Annotated in this window: 10 protein-coding genes; 7 read left to right on the top strand and 3 right to left on the bottom strand. The window is 65.1% G+C overall.

The features are described from left to right. The first annotated feature begins 115 nt into the window (after nucleotides 1–115). Together VNN77_13730 and VNN77_13735 are read left to right on the top strand one after the other, a co-directional pair. A complete protein-coding gene (locus VNN77_13730) occupies nucleotides 116–1,720 on the top strand; it encodes a PAS domain S-box protein (protein ID HXG52451.1) in 1,605 nt (534 codons plus the stop codon). Nucleotides 1,721–1,839: 119 nt separating this feature from the next. After that, a complete protein-coding gene (locus tag VNN77_13735) occupies nucleotides 1,840–3,186 on the top strand; it encodes a sigma-54 dependent transcriptional regulator (protein HXG52452.1) in 1,347 nt (448 codons plus the stop codon). On the opposite strand, the gene VNN77_13740 is transcribed toward VNN77_13735, so the two are convergent. After that, the gene (locus VNN77_13740; GenBank protein ID HXG52453.1) at nucleotides 3,187–4,707 is read right to left on the bottom strand and encodes a sigma-70 family RNA polymerase sigma factor; all 1,521 of its coding nucleotides are present in this window, start codon (nucleotides 4,705–4,707) and stop codon (nucleotides 3,187–3,189) included. Between the two features lie 330 nt (nucleotides 4,708–5,037). Here VNN77_13740 and VNN77_13745 point away from each other — a divergent pair, with 330 nt between their 5' ends. Together VNN77_13745 and VNN77_13750 are read left to right on the top strand one after the other, a co-directional pair. Beyond that, on the top strand, nucleotides 5,038–6,426 hold the full coding sequence (locus VNN77_13745; GenBank protein ID HXG52454.1) for a nicotinate phosphoribosyltransferase: 1,389 nt from the start codon (nucleotides 5,038–5,040) through the stop codon (nucleotides 6,424–6,426). Between the two features lie 29 nt (nucleotides 6,427–6,455). Then, complete coding sequence (locus VNN77_13750; protein ID HXG52455.1) at nucleotides 6,456–7,103, top strand: phosphoribosyltransferase family protein; 648 nt, start codon at nucleotides 6,456–6,458, stop codon at nucleotides 7,101–7,103. Nucleotides 7,104–7,108: 5 nt separating this feature from the next. Here the strand turns inward: VNN77_13750 and VNN77_13755 are convergent, their stop codons facing one another. Then, on the bottom strand, nucleotides 7,109–7,669 hold the full coding sequence (locus VNN77_13755; GenBank protein HXG52456.1) for a GNAT family N-acetyltransferase: 561 nt from the start codon (nucleotides 7,667–7,669) through the stop codon (nucleotides 7,109–7,111). 73 nt (nucleotides 7,670–7,742) lie between these two features. Further along, nucleotides 7,743–8,516 carry a TraR/DksA C4-type zinc finger protein gene (locus VNN77_13760; GenBank protein HXG52457.1) on the bottom strand — a complete coding sequence of 258 codons (774 nt, stop codon included), beginning with the start codon at nucleotides 8,514–8,516 and terminating at the stop codon, nucleotides 7,743–7,745. 386 nt (nucleotides 8,517–8,902) lie between these two features. Between VNN77_13760 and dnaK the strand changes: the two genes are divergently transcribed. The 3 genes from dnaK (at nucleotide 8,903) to VNN77_13775 (ending at nucleotide 14,365) form a co-directional block, all read left to right on the top strand. Beyond that, on the top strand, nucleotides 8,903–10,753 hold the full coding sequence (gene dnaK / locus VNN77_13765) for a molecular chaperone DnaK (protein ID HXG52458.1): 1,851 nt from the start codon (nucleotides 8,903–8,905) through the stop codon (nucleotides 10,751–10,753). A 61-nt stretch (nucleotides 10,754–10,814) separates the two neighbouring features. Then, entirely contained in the window at nucleotides 10,815–11,900 is a 1,086-nt protein-coding gene (locus tag VNN77_13770) for a DnaJ C-terminal domain-containing protein (GenBank protein ID HXG52459.1), read from the top strand. Beyond that, a complete protein-coding gene (locus VNN77_13775; GenBank protein HXG52460.1) occupies nucleotides 11,897–14,365 on the top strand; it encodes a SpoIIE family protein phosphatase in 2,469 nt (822 codons plus the stop codon). Before VNN77_13770 ends, VNN77_13775 begins: the two co-directional genes overlap by 4 nt. The last annotated feature ends 41 nt before the right edge of the window (nucleotides 14,366–14,406 follow it).

A 14,406-nucleotide genomic window follows, 5' to 3' on the forward strand; every position in this document is an offset into this window, starting at 1 on the left:
TCCTATGAAACGCCGGAGCTTGCGTTGACAACCTCGGGCCGCTGTAATAAAAACTTCCGGTCGATTCGCAAATCTGGGAAAGGGCGTTTCCGGAGGGGGTTCAGGCGGGGAGAACTTGGCCGAAAAAGACAAAGAAGACCCAGTCTCACTCGCCGAGCTGGCGCAGCTGCGCCAGGCGGTCGAGCGGCTCGAGGGGGAGCTTGCACGCCGGAAGGAAGCGGAGGAGGCGCTCCGGCAGAGCGAGCAGCGCTTTCGCCTCCTGGTCGAGGCGTGCTCCGATTACGCGATCTTCATGCTCGATCCGGCCGGGCACGTGGTCACGTGGAACCCGGGAGCGGAGCGGGTGCAAGGCTACACGGCGGCGGAAATCACGGGCAAGCATTATTCGCTCTTTTTCCCGCCGGAAGATCGCGACGCCGGCAAGCCGGACGAAGAGCTGAAAATCGTCGCGGCCGAAGGACGTCTGGAGACCGAGGGCTGGCGCGTGCGCAAGGATGGGTCGAGATATTGGGCGCATGTGATCACCACCGCCCTGCGCGATCAGGGCGGCCGCCTGAACGGTTACGCGAAGGTCATTCGAGATCTCACCGAGCACCGCAGGGCAGAGGAAGCGTTACGCCGCAGCGAGTCGTGGCTGCGGAGCCTGATCGCGACCACTCAGGACGCTGTCGTCTCCATCGACCGGCAAGGCCGTGTCGTGCTGTTCAACCGTGCGGCCGAGCGTATCTTCGGATATACCGCCGAGGAGATCGTCGGGCGAAAGGTCAACCAGCTCATGGCCGAACCCTACGCTTCGGAGCACGACGCCTACATCGCCCGTTACGAACGGACCGGCGAGGCCCGGGCGATCGGCCGGATAAGGACGGTCACCGCCAGGAGGAAAAACGGAGAGCTTTTCCCGATCGAGCTCTCCGTAACGGAAATCGCGCTCGAGGACGACGTCCACTACGCGGCCTTCATCCGGGACATCTCCGACAAGGTGCGGCTGCAAAGTCGGCTCGTGGAAAGCGAGCGACTGGCAGCGATCGGGACGACCGCGGCGACGATCGGCCACGAGCTTGGCAACCCGGTGAACGGGATGTCGCTTACGGTTCAGCTGCTCGAACGGCAGCTCCGCGATCGCTTGCCCGAAACGGAGGCACCGTTGTGGAGGACCGTGAGCCGGCTCAAGGACGAGATCTCGCGCCTTGTCCGGCTCGCCGACCGCTTCCGCACCATCTCGCGGAAAGAAAAGTACAGCTTCCGACCGACGGACATCGAAACCGGCGTGATCCAGCCGGTCGTGGAGCTTCAGGAGCCCTATTTCTCCGCCATGGGGGTCCAGCTCGAGGTTGCAGTGCCGGAGCCGTTGCCCGTGGTGGTGCTCGACCGTGACAAGGTGAAGCAGATGCTCATCAATCTCCTGAAGAACGCGGCCGAAGCGATGCCGCAAGGCGGGAAGATTACTCTGACGGCCACCGCAGGGAATGATTCCGTGCTCCTGGAGGTTACGGACTCGGGTACCGGTATTCCGCCCGGAATCGACCCTTTTCAGCCGTTCACCACGACAAAAAAGGATGGCACCGGCCTTGGGCTGTGGATCGTGCGGCAGATCGTCGTGGCTCATGGCGGCGTAATTACTTACCGAAGCTTTCCCGGGACCGGGACCACCTTTAGTATCGAGCTTCCCTGCCAGGGTCCGGACCTGGAATCCAACGAACTTTGGCGTCTTATTTGCTAACTTTATGTAGTTTGGGTTGGAGGTATTGAATTTTACACGGAAAATAGCAGTCCTGTTTTTTGTAAATTTCGGAAGACGGCGATCTTTTTTCTCATTTCTGCGAAAAGGATAAGCTCGCTTTGACTGAAAACATTCTCGTGGTCGAAGATCAGGATTCCGCCCGGGAAAGCCTGGCGGAGCTTCTCAGAGGAGCCGGCTACGAGGTTCACGAAGCCGCGGACGGCAACGCCGCGGTCTCCCTGATCGATCAGCTCGATCTGGATCTGGTCTTGACGGATCTCGTGATGCCCGGGCGCGACGGCATCGCGGTCCTGCGGCATCTGCGGGACGTTTCGCCGCAAACCCTGGTGATCCTGATGACCGGGCACGCTTCCGTGGAGACCGCGGTCGAGGCGATCCGCCTGGGCGCGCAGGATTACCTGTTGAAGCCCCTGATCTTCGAGGACGTGCTGCGCAAGGTTCAGCACCTCATGAGCCATCGCAAGCTCGCATGGGAGAACCAGCTTCTCCGCCGCGAGATCGGCAGGCACTTCAGTCCCGACCGTCCTTTCGGGCGAAGTCAGGCTATGCAGGACATCATGGCGATGGTGAAAAAGGTCGCGCCGACCCCGACGACGGTCCTGATCACGGGGGAAAGCGGGGTCGGAAAGGAAGTGGTGGCGCGGACGATCCACGCCAACAGCCTTGCCAGGGAAAACGTCTTCCTTCCGGTCAATTGCAGCGCGATCCCCGAAACCCTGCTCGAGAGCCAGCTCTTCGGTTACATGAAAGGAGCGTTCACCGGAGCGGTCAGCTCCCAGGAAGGCCTCTTCCAACGGGCACGCGGAGGAACGATCTTTCTCGACGAGATCGGCGATATGCCTTTGAGCCTGCAGCCCAAACTGCTGCGGGTTCTCGAGGAAAAGACCGTGATGCCGATCGGGTCGACCACGCCCGTCAAGGTCAACGTAAGGATCATCGCGGCGACGAACAAGGACCTCAAGGCCGAGGTCGAAGCCGGCCGTTTTCGCGACGATCTCTACTACCGCCTGAACGTCTTCGAGATCAACATTCCGCCCCTGCGCAAGCGCCTCGAGGATCTCCCGGGGCTGGTCGAGCATCTCATCCACCGCCACAATCTAGAGATGAAGACCAATTACAAGGGCGTCGACAGCGCGACGATGAGAATCCTGATGTCGCTGCCGTGGAAAGGGAACATCCGCGAGCTGGACAACGTGCTCGAGCGCGCGATGATCCTCGGCGACGGCGAATGGATTACGCCCGCCAATCTTCCCGGCCAGCACTCGGTGGAAGACGGATTTACCGGGGAGGAAAACCTAACGCGGGCGGTCGAGCTCTACGAGAAGGCCTTCATCGAGCGCACGCTCGGGAAGGTGGGCGGCGACAAGATCCGCGCCGCCGAGCTTCTCGGCCTGAGCCTCTCGACGCTCTACCGCAAGATCGAGAAGCTGGGCATCGAAGCCTGATCACGCGACGTCCGACGCCGGGGATGCGGTCGGCGGCTTTCTCGCCGTCGGGTGGCGCAGGATCTGGAGCGATCGTTGCTCGATCTGGCGAATCCGCTCCCGGGTTACCGCGAAGATTTCCCCGAGTTCCTCGAGCGTGTAGTCCCGCGCCTCGTCCAGACCGAAGCGCATCCGCAGCACCTTTTCCTGCCGCGGCGTAAGCACCGCGAGAGCCTTTCGGATCTTGGCGCGCAGGATTTCGTCGGCTGCGGCCTCCTCGGGACGCGGCGCGAGGCGGTTCTCCACGAGATCCTGGAGGAGATCCTCCCCCTCGGCGATCGGCGTCTGGAGCGAAACCGGCTCCAGCGGCGACTGGAGAACGTCGAGGAGTTCGGCCACGGGCATGCCGACCGCGGCGGCAAGCTCCTCCGGAGCGGGCTCGCGTCCCGAGCGGGCCTGCAGGCTCTTTGCGATCTGCAGGATCTTGTTCCTCGTCTCCACGCGGTGAACCGGAAGGCGGATGGTGCGCCCGGTATCGATGATGCCGCGGGTGATGCTCTGCCGGATCCACCATGTGGCATAGGTCGAAAAGCGAAAACCCATCCGGTAGTCGAATTTCTCGACGGCGCGGATCAGCCCGAGGTTCCCTTCCTGAACGAGATCCATGAAGCTGAGGCCCCGGTTGACGTAGTGTTTCGCGATGCTCACCACCAGGCGGAGATTGGCTTGGATGAACTCGTTCTTCGCCCCCCGTACTTCCTCGGCGGCGCGGCGGGCGGCGGCGGTCAGCCGTCGCAGCTCGTCGGCGCGAAGCCCGATGGAGCGCTCGAGCGCTCTGAGCTCGGCGAGCGTGGCGCGGCGGCGGGCGCCGGTTTCGGTTGCGGCCCGTTGCTCCAGGGCGTCGAGCCGCCGGGCGTACTCCTCCGCCTGTTTCATCCACTCCGTGACCCGGGGCTGCGAAACGCCAAGGGTGTGGAGCGCCTGGGCCAGCTCCCGGATCCGCGACGCCTTTCGTTCTTCCAGCAGGCGGCGCCGCCGCTGCAGCAGCCGGGAACGGTGCACCTCCCGCAGCAGCCGGGCCAGGCTCCGGGCCGAGCGCCGCAGAGCGGCCAACGAGACGGGCGGAGGGACCGTCCCGGGTTGCCGTTTTTCCTGCTCGTGGGCGCTTTCGGCCTTTTCGAACAACTCGCTCCGGTCGAGCGTACCCGAGGCGACGGCATCGAGCAGCTCGATCAGCCGGTTCACCACTGCGGGAATCGACAGGAGCGCCTGCAGGATCTCCAGTTGCCCCGCCTCGATCTTCATCGCCAGCTCGACCTCGCGCTCCCGCCCGAGCAAGGAGACCGATCCGATCTCGCGCAGATACGCGATCATCGGGTCGGCGGGCCCGGCGACGCTTTCCTCGCTGATCTCGACTTCTTCCGCTTCCTCGAGCGGGGGAACCTCGAGCTCGGCCTCGCGGTCCTCTTCCTCGAATTCCGGAGCGCCGATTCCGAGGGCGCCCTCCCCGAAATGGTTCTCGTTCTCGATCGGTCTTCGCATCGCGGATCTGATGGGATTCGCCTCGATCCCGGATCTCCCATAACGACGGGATTACAAATATCGGACCAGCCGCACTCGCCGCCGGTCCGTCGCCAGAGCGCAGGGGCAGGGGATGAAGGTCGAAAAACCTAGGTTAATTCGGCAAAGGCTCCCGCCGTTTCTTTTCGGGGAAAGCGGCGAGCGAGGCGCGGACGATCGATTTGCAAAGCTGCGCACGCGGCGGTACGAGCTTTCCCAAATCAGAGAAATCCAGGGCTTCGAAAACGTCACGTTCCGCCCGCCGATCTGGCACGGCGCATGCGTTTACAACGGCCGGAGGGTTGGACTAAAATGCCCCGCGGTGAAATCATGTACGATTCGCTGAGATCGAGCGCGCTGCTCACCGACCTCTACCAGCTCACGATGCTCCAGGCTTACTTCGACCGGGGAATGGAGGAGACTGCGGTCTTCGAGTTCTTCGTCCGCAAGCTGCCTCCGCAGCGCAATTTTCTCATGGCCGCCGGTCTCGAGCAGGCGCTTGCGTTTCTGGAGCAGTTTCGGTTCACCCCCGAGGAGCTGGAGTGGATTTCGCGCCATGGCGCGTTCCGCCCCGCTTTCGTGAGCTATCTGGAACGGCTGCGGTTTACGGGCGACGTGCACGCGATGCCGGAAGGAACGATCTTCTTCGCCGACGAACCCATCCTGCGAATCACCGCACCGCTGCCGCAGGCGCAGCTCGTTGAAAGCCGCTTGATCAATCTGCTCCATTTCCAGACGCTGATCGCTTCCAAGGCTGCGCGCGCCGTACTGGCGGCGCCCAACAAGCTCCTGGTGGACTTCGGAATGCGGCGCGCGCACGGCGCCGAAGCCGGACTGCTCGCCGCGCGGGCGAGCTACCTTGCGGGCTTTGCGGGCACCGCGACGGTGCTCGCGGGAGCCCTCTTCGACATTCCGGTCTTCGGAACGATGGCCCACTCCTTTGTCCAGGCGCACGACGACGAGGTCGACGCCTTCGAGCATTTTGCCCGGTCGCTGCCGCAAAACGTCATCCTCTTGATCGACACTTACGATACCGAGGCCGCGGCGGAGAAGGTCGTCCGGCTCGCGCCGCGGCTCGAAAGCGAGGGGATCCGCATCAAAGGCGTCCGGCTGGACAGCGGAGACCTTGCCCAGCATGCCTTCAAGGTGCGGCAAATCCTCGATGGCGGCGGGCTCCGCCATGTGACGATCTTCGCCAGCGGGAGCATCGACGAATACGTGGTCGAGCAGCTGCTGGAAAAGAACGCCCCGATCGACGGCTTCGGCATTGGCACGCACATGGACACCTCGGCGGATGCGCCTTACCTCGATTGCGCGTACAAGCTGGTGGAGTACGCCGGCAAGGGCAGGCGCAAACGTTCAGAGGGCAAAGCGCTTTGGCCCGGCCGAAAGCAGGTGTTCCGCCGCTACGACGATCGCGGCGGCATGGCGGGGGATATGCTGGGATTGGAGGAAGAACCGCTCGGTGGCGAGCGAATGATCCAGCCGGTGATGAAGGGGGGCCGCCGCCTGTCGCCGCCGCTTTCGCTCCGGGAGGTTCGGCAGCACGCGCTGCGGGAGCTCGAGCGCCTTCCGGACTCTTTGAAATCCGTCCGCCCGGCCGGGGGTTACCCGGTCGACGTCTCGGAAGGGGTTCGCCGGCTCGCGCGCGCCATCGATGAACGCCGGAGCGAAGCGAATTCCCCGCCGGGCAGGGGTTGAGCCGGCGCTCGGGTCGGGAGGCAAGGCTCGTGCGCTTCAGGAATCGCGAGCATGCAGCGCGCCTCCTGGCGCGACGATTGGAAGCTTCCTGCCGCGGAACGCATCCGCTGGTGCTGGCGGTCCCGCGAGGCGCGGTCCCCATGGCCAGGATCATCGCCAACGAGCTGGGGGGAGAGCTGGACGTCGTGCTGGTCCGCAAGCTCAGGCATCCGGATCAGCCCGAGCTTGCGATCGGGGCGATCGACGAGAACGGCCAGGCCTTCCTGTCGGAATACGCGCTTGAGGTCGATGCCGGCATCGTCGAGGAAGAGAAGCGGCGCCAGCTCGAAACGCTGCGGCAAAGGCGGGCGCAGTATACGCCCTCGCGGCCGCCGATCGATCCGCAAGGCCGGACGGTCATCGTCGTGGACGACGGGATCGCCACGGGCTCGACCATGATAGCGGCGCTGCGCACGGTGCGGGCGCGAAATCCGAAAAAACTGGTTTGTGCGGCGGCCGTGGCTTCGGCGCACGCGGCGCGCGCCATCGCGCGCGAGGCGGATGCCGTGGTGTGCCTGAAGATCCCGGCCGATTTCTACGCCGTCGGTCAGTTTTTCGCTGACTTCGATCAGGTTTCGGACGAAGAGGTGATCGCCATTCTCCGCGAGGCGGAATCGAATCCTTCGGCGGCGGGCTGAAGGGTTCAGCGGCTCGCCGGCCGCGAGGCGGCGCGGCGGGAGCGCGACGACGCCGCAGGCCTCTCGGCGTTCTTGTTCTTGCGGCTCCGCTGGAGCAGCTTGCTCATCCAGAGCTCTGTCTCGGGCTTGCCGAAGCCCACGCGCTTGAAGAACCTGATCGCGGCGGTGTTCGACCGGGCAACGTCCACGAACACCATCCGGACGCCGTCGCGGTGCATCCGCCGCTCCATCTCCTGGTAGAGCAGAGCGCCGACGCCCGTGTTCTGGCGGCTCGGGCGAACGCCTATCCATAGAACGTAACCGTATTTCCAGCCGCCCGATTCGTCTCCGTAGGTCGTTCCCAGAGCGAAACCGACAAGGCTGCCGCGCCGGGCTTCCGCAACGAGGGAAAGATGCGGATCCTGGTTGAAATTATTGGTGACCTCGTAGGCGTCCCACGTGCGATAGAACGTCGATGCGTCGTTGTTCTTGAACAGCCGGCGGCCCAGGCGATAAACCGCCGGAATGTCGTCCACGCGCATCTCCCGCACGCGGATGCCGCGCGCCGAACGGTTGCGTCCTCTCACTTCCCCTCTCCGCGCCGGTCGATCCCGCTCGGCGGTCTTCTCCGGCCTGCCGGCCCCGAACGCTTCTCCGCTGCTATTCTTCCTCGGGCGGGGGCTCGGCCGGCGGAACGAACTCCTTACCTTCCTCGCTGCTCTCGATGATGTCCTCTGTGCCCGGCGGCTCCTCCCACGGCGGAATCTCTTCGGGAGGCTTCTCTCTGGAACGGTCCTCTCTTTCCCAGAGCAGCGGCTCCACCTGGATGCGATCGACCACCTCCTTGATGCCCAGGACGTCGGTAATGATCTGGAGCAGGATGAGTCGCTCGGGCTCGCTCGGAAGGGCGCCGGAGAGGTGGACCGTGCCTTTCCGGCAGACGATCCTGAGCTCCTGCGTGTCGACGCGCCCGTCTTCTTTCAGGTGCTCGCGAATGGCCTCTTCGAGCTCGGCGTCGTCGAGCAGAGTCAGATCGGGAGGCACCGGCAGCGGCGCGGGAGCTTCCGGCTCCTCGGCCGGCGCCGGCAGCGGCTGTTCGTACCGGACTGCGCAATCTTTGCAGTAACGCGTCTCGGGCAGCGCGCGCAAGCGCGCCAGCGAAATGTCCTTGCCGCACGCCTCGCACACGCCGTAGCGTCCCTTCAAAATGCGCTCGAGGGCCGCATCGATTTCTTCGACCGCTCGCAGCGTCCGATCGTCCAATCCCTTGAGGGCGCGGGCCGCCTGCTCCTCCTGGGCGTGCTCTTCCGGCTCGCTTTCGCGCTCCGCCGCGATCGACTCGAGATCCTCCTCGGCCTTTCTGTGCTCGTACAGGTACTTGTCACGCTGCGCTCGCAACAGTTCTGCAAATTCGGCCGCCAGCTCTTTCTCCATGTAACACCTCGCAAAGCGTCCATTGCGACAGGTGGCAAAGTGTATGCCACAAACCGGGATCTTCGACCGAGGCATGGATCCTGCAAGCGTTCGTCAATGAAAAGGACCCGTCAGCACGAAGCAAGGCGTTTTTTCGGGAAATTTCCGGGAATTTGCTCGGGGGTTCGGCGGGAGCGGGTTCGCAGGCATGGACCCCCGGTAGGTCTCTGTTCGCGTTTCTGCAACGATCCAACGCGATTTTTTCAACTCTGCCACCGCGGACGGGTGCTTCAACCGAAAACCCGAGCGAGTCCCGGCGGTTTCGCTGGTACGGCTATTGCGACCTTTACCGCCGGGAAGTGTCGGGGAGGGGCGGCGATTCTTATCTCGAACCGAGAGGTGAAAAAATGCCGATCATCGGAATCGACCTTGGTACCTCGAACTCGGCGGCCGCCGTGCTCCGCGGCGGCCGCCCGGTCATCATTCCAAGCGCGGAAGGCGTGAGCCTGGGAGGCAAGGCGTTCCCGAGCTACGTTGCGGTCACGGCTGACGGGCAGTTGCTCGTCGGCGAGCCCGCTCGGCGGCAGGCGGCGGCCAATCCGGAAGGAACCGCGACCGCCTTCAAGCGCAAGATGGGGCGGCGGGAGAAAATCCGGTTGCGCGACCGCGAATTCTCGCCGGAGCAACTCTCCGCTTTTTTGCTCCAGAAGATCAAACGCGACGCCGAGGCCTTTCTCGGCGAGCCCGTGACCAAGGCCGTCGTGACGGTCCCGGCCTACTTCGACGACAACCAGCGCAGCGCGACCAAGGATGCGTGCGGCATCGCAGGGCTGGAAGTGGTCCGGCTGGTGAACGAGCCGACGGCGGCGGCGCTGGCGTACGGTCTCGATCGCGCCGGGCAGGAGCTGCGCATCGCGGTGATCGACTTCGGCGGCGGGACGCTCGACGTCACGATCATGGAGTTCGGCAAGGGCGTCTTCGAGGTCAAGGCGACGAGCGGAGACACGCAGCTCGGCGGCACCGACATGAACCAGCGCATCTTCGAAGCGCTGGCGGAGCGCTTCCAGACCGAGACCGGCATCGACCTCCGGCAGGACCGGAAGGCGGCCGCGCGGCTCCTCGAGGCGGCGGAGATCGCGAAGATCGAGCTGTCCACCAGCACCACCACGCGCGTGAGCCTTCCGTTCATCGCCGCCGTTCACGGCGAAGCCCGCCACCTCGACATGGAGCTTACCCGGGCCGAGTTGGAGCGGCTGGTGCGGCCCGTGATCGAGCGCTGTCGGGGGCCGGTCGAGCAGGCGTTGCGCGACGCCGGAATTCAGCCGAAGGACATCGACCGGCTGGTCTTCGTCGGCGGCCCGACCCGGATGCCGTGCGTCCGCGCCTACTTCGAGGAGATCTTCGGCAGAAAAGGAGAGGTCGGGATCGATCCCATGGAATGCGTGGCGTGGGGCGCCGCCATCCAGGCGGGCGTGCTCGCGGGAGAGGTTGGAGAGATTCTGCTGGTGGACGTCACGCCGCTCACGCTCGGCGTGGAAACCCTGGGCGGCGTGGCCACGCCGTTGATCCCGCGCAACACGCCGATTCCGGTGAAGCGCTCCGAGATCTTCACGACGGCGGCGGACATGCAGACAGCGGTGACGATCCACGTTTTTCAGGGCGAGCGACCGATGGCCGCGGACAATACGAGCCTCGGCGAGTTCACGCTGACGGGCCTGCCGCCGGCGCCGCGGGGCGTGCCCAAGATCGAGGTCACCTTCGACATCGACGCGAGCGGGATCCTCAACGTCTCCGCCAAGGACATGGCGACGGGAGCGTCGCAATCGATCCGCATCACCGGGTCGACGCGCCTCTCGGAAGCGGAGAAGCGGCGGATGATCGAAGAAGCCGAACGCTACGCCGAAGCGGACCGCAAGCGGCGCGAGGAGGCGGAAAAGCTCAACGCCGCCGACGCCATCGCGTATCAGGGCGAAAAACTGCTCGCCGATTTCGGGGACAAGCTCGGCGCGGAGCAAAAGAGCAAGATCGAGGCGGCGCTGCGCGATCTCCGCGAGGCCCTGGCGCGGCGCGACGCAACGCTCGCGACGGAGAGGTCCGAGGCGCTCAAGCGGCTCCTGCAGGAGGCGGGAGCCGCGCTCTACGCGGGAGTATCGGCGCGCGAGGCCAGGGCGGAGTCGGGGCCGGCGACCGGCGAGGCACGGCCCAGCGGCTCCGGGCCCCGCGGGCGTGTCGTCGACGCCGAGTACAAGGAGAGTTGAACGCCAGGGCGCCGCAAAGAGCGGGTGAGCTGCCATTCCGGCCAAGCGGGATTACTACGAGGTGCTCGGGGTTCCCCGAGACGCCGACCAGGCGACGATCAAGGACGCCTTCCGGCGGCTTGCGCTGCGCTATCACCCGGACCGTTGCAAAGAGCCCGACGCGGAGGAGCGTTTCAAGGAGATCGCCGAGGCGTACGCGGTGCTCAACGATCCGAAGAAGCGCCGCGAATACGACGCCGCCGGCTTTGCGGGCGTCGCCGGCTTCACGCCCGAGGATCTCTTCGGCGGGATCGACCTGGAGGATCTCTTCGGCGGTCTGGGATTCGATTTCGGGTTCGGCGGGGAAGGACTGTTCGGGCGCTTTTTCCGCCCGCGGCGGCCGGGTCCGGCGCGGGGCGAGAACATCGAGATCACCATCGAGGTGCCGCTCGAACGCATCGCGTCCGGCGGGCGCGAACGGGTCCGCATCCGCCGGCCGCAGACCTGCCCGACGTGCCGGGGTTCGGGCGCCAGGCCCGGCACGCAGCCCAGGCGCTGCGCGACTTGCGGCGGCAGCGGCCGCCAGGTCGCTTCCCGCAGGGACGCGGGCGTCACCATCCAGCAGATCACCACCTGTCCCGGCTGCGGCGGGCGGGGAGAGGTGATCGATCAGCGCTGTCCGGAATGTGACGGGCGGAGGCAGGTCGAACGCGAAGAGACGCTTACGGTCAACATTCCCGCGGGAGTGGAGGAGGGAATGGCGCTGCGCATCCCGGGCCATGGGTTTCCAAGCCGGGACCCGCGCGGCGAGCCTGGCGACCTGTTCGTCATCGTTCAAACCGCGCCCGACACGCGGTTCGAGCGCGAGGGGATCAATCTTTGGCACCGGAAGGAGATCTCGATCCCCGACGCGGTGCTGGGAACCACCGTCGAGGTGCCGAGTCTCGACGGCAGGTTGAAAGTGACCATTCCTCCGGGCACGCAGCCGAACAGCGTGCTCAGGCTCAGGGGAAAGGGGCTTCCCGAGTTCGGCGGCAAGAGGCGGGGGGATCTCTTCGTCCGCGTCGAGGTCCGCGTGCCCGAGCGGCTCGGCGCGGAAGAGCGCAAGCTGTGGGAGCGCCTGCGCGCCCTCGCCGAAAAGGAAAAACACGAGAGCATCCACCGGTGACGGTTCGGCGGCTGATCCAGGACAGGGTCACGGGCTACCTCTGTGCGGTCCTCGCCATTGGGGCGGTCACCGCCGTCTATGCGCCGCTTCGCGGAAGAATCCACGACGCGACCGTGGCCCTGACATTGGTGCTGGTCGTGCTTTTCATGGCGACCCTGTGGGGTCGAGGGCCGGGCGTGCTGGCCGCCGTGCTCGGGGTGTTTTCCTATAACTATTTCCTGTTGCCGGCCACCTATGGCATCTACAGCTTCACGATCGCGGACCCTCACAACTGGATCGCGCTCGCAGCCTTCATCATCACAGCATCGACGGTCGGACATCTTTCGGTCGCCGAAAAACGGCGGGAGGCCGAAACGAGGCGGCTGGCGCGCCTGCAAGCCGCCGTGGCGGAGCTCGGACAGCGCGCCCTTCTCGATGGCAACGTGTGGGATGAAGCGGTCGCCGCCGTCGCCCGCGCCCTGGACGTCGAGTACTGCGGGGTGCTGGAGCTGCTCCCGGACGGCGAAGGCTTGATCCTGCGATGGGGCGTGGGCTGGAAAGAGGGTCTGGTCGGGCGCGCCACGGTACCCTCGGGCGCCGGCTCACAGGCCGGCCTTGCGCTGCTTTCCGACGAACCGGTCATTATCGAGGATTTGCGCGCGGCAGGGCCTGTGCATGGAGCGCAACTGTTTCACGACCACGGGGTGGTCAGCGGCATGAGCGTTGTCATCTCCACAAGGGAAGGCCCCTACGGCGTTCTCGCCGCCCATACGAAGCAACGGCGCAAATTCACGAACGATGAAATCAACTTCCTGCGGTCGGTCGCCCACGTCCTCGGCGCGACGATCGAACACCGGCAGGCCGAGGAAGCCCTGCGCGCGAGCGAGGCCAACCTGAACCGGGCGCAAGAAGTGGCGCACATCGGAAGCTGGCATCTGGACATCACCCGCAACCGGCTGACGTGGTCCGATGAAGTTTTTCGCATTTTCGGCATACCCCCGGGGACCCCTCTTGCCTATGAAGATTTTCTCCGGATGGTTCATCCCGAAGACCGAGAATCCGTCGACAGGGCATGGACGGCGGCCATGCGCGGTGCGGCGTACGACATCGAGCACCGCATTCTCTGCAACGGCCAATTGAAATGGGTCCGGGAAAGGGCGAAGGTCGAATTCGACGAGTCCGGCAACCCCGTGGAAGGCATCGGCACGGTGCAGGACATCACCGAGCTCAAACAGGCGGAGGAAGCGATCCGCACGCTGCTGCGCGAGCAGGCGGCCGCGGCCGAGCTCAAGGCCGCCCGGGAGCGGGAGATCGAGATCGGTCACAGGATCCAGCAGATGTTGCTGCTCGATCAACCGCCGGCCGACGTGCCCGGGCTGCGAATGGCCGCCGTGACGATTCCGTCCCAGCGGATCGACGGGGATTTCTACCTTTTCATCAGACACCCGGATGACCGCCTCGACGTGGTCGTCGGGGACGTCATGGGCAAGGGGATTCCGGCCGCGCTGCTGAGCGCCGCAACCAAGAGTCATTTCATCAAGGCCCTCGCCCACCTGACGGCTCTCTCCAGGAACGGCGGGCTTCCGGAGCCGAAAGAGATCGTAACCGTGGCCCATGCAGAGTTGGTCCGCCACCTGATCGAGCTCGAGAACTTCGTGACGCTCTGCTACGCGCGATTGGATCTGAACAAGCGCCGCCTGGACCTCGTCGACTGCGGACACACCGGGTTGATTCATTGGCACGCCGCTACGGGAATCTGCGAGACCGTGCACGGCAACAACCTGCCTCTCGGAATTCGGGAAGGAGAAACCTACGACCAGATCGGCGTTCCGTTCGAAACCGGAGACCTGTTGCTTTTCTATTCGGACGGGGTGACCGAAACCCGCAACCTGGCGGGCGAGCTGTTCGGCATTGACCGCCTCCTCCAATGCGTTACGATGCATGGCGGGCTCGAACCCGAGGCCTTGCTCGAAACGATCCGCAGGGCGACCAGTGCTTTTTCCCAGCCGGGCCAGCCGGCCGATGACCTGACCTGCGTGGCGATCAGGATAGAGGAAGCGCAGACGGCTCTGGCGCGCGCCGCGCTGGAGATCCGCAGCGACTTCAAAGAGCTCAGGCGCGCGCGCGGATTCGTGCGCGACTTTTGCTACGGCTGTCCCGGTTCGCCGCTGGGCGAGGACGAGATCGCCGCGCTGGAGCTGGCGGTCAACGAGGCGGCCTGCAACATCATGAAGCACGCCTACCATGGCCGCACCGGCGAGCGAATCGACCTGGAGGCGGAAGCCTTCCCGAGCCGGGTCTCGGTCCGGCTGCGCCATCTGGGAGACCCGTTCGATCCTTCCGCCGTTTCGCCGCCGGCGCTGAACGGCTCGCAGGAGTCGGGGTTCGGGATCTACTTGATTACCCACAGTGTCGACGAGGTGAGGTACTATCGCGACGAGCGCGGCAGGCACTGCATAGCTCTGACAAAAGGCCGCGCTTCGTAGGGGGCTGTGCTGCCATGGGCTCGAAAGCCGGTGGCGCAGCC

The sequence above is a fragment of the Candidatus Zixiibacteriota bacterium genome, from assembly GCA_035574315.1.
Lineage (GTDB): Bacteria > Desulfobacterota > Binatia > UBA9968 > UBA9968 > DATLYW01.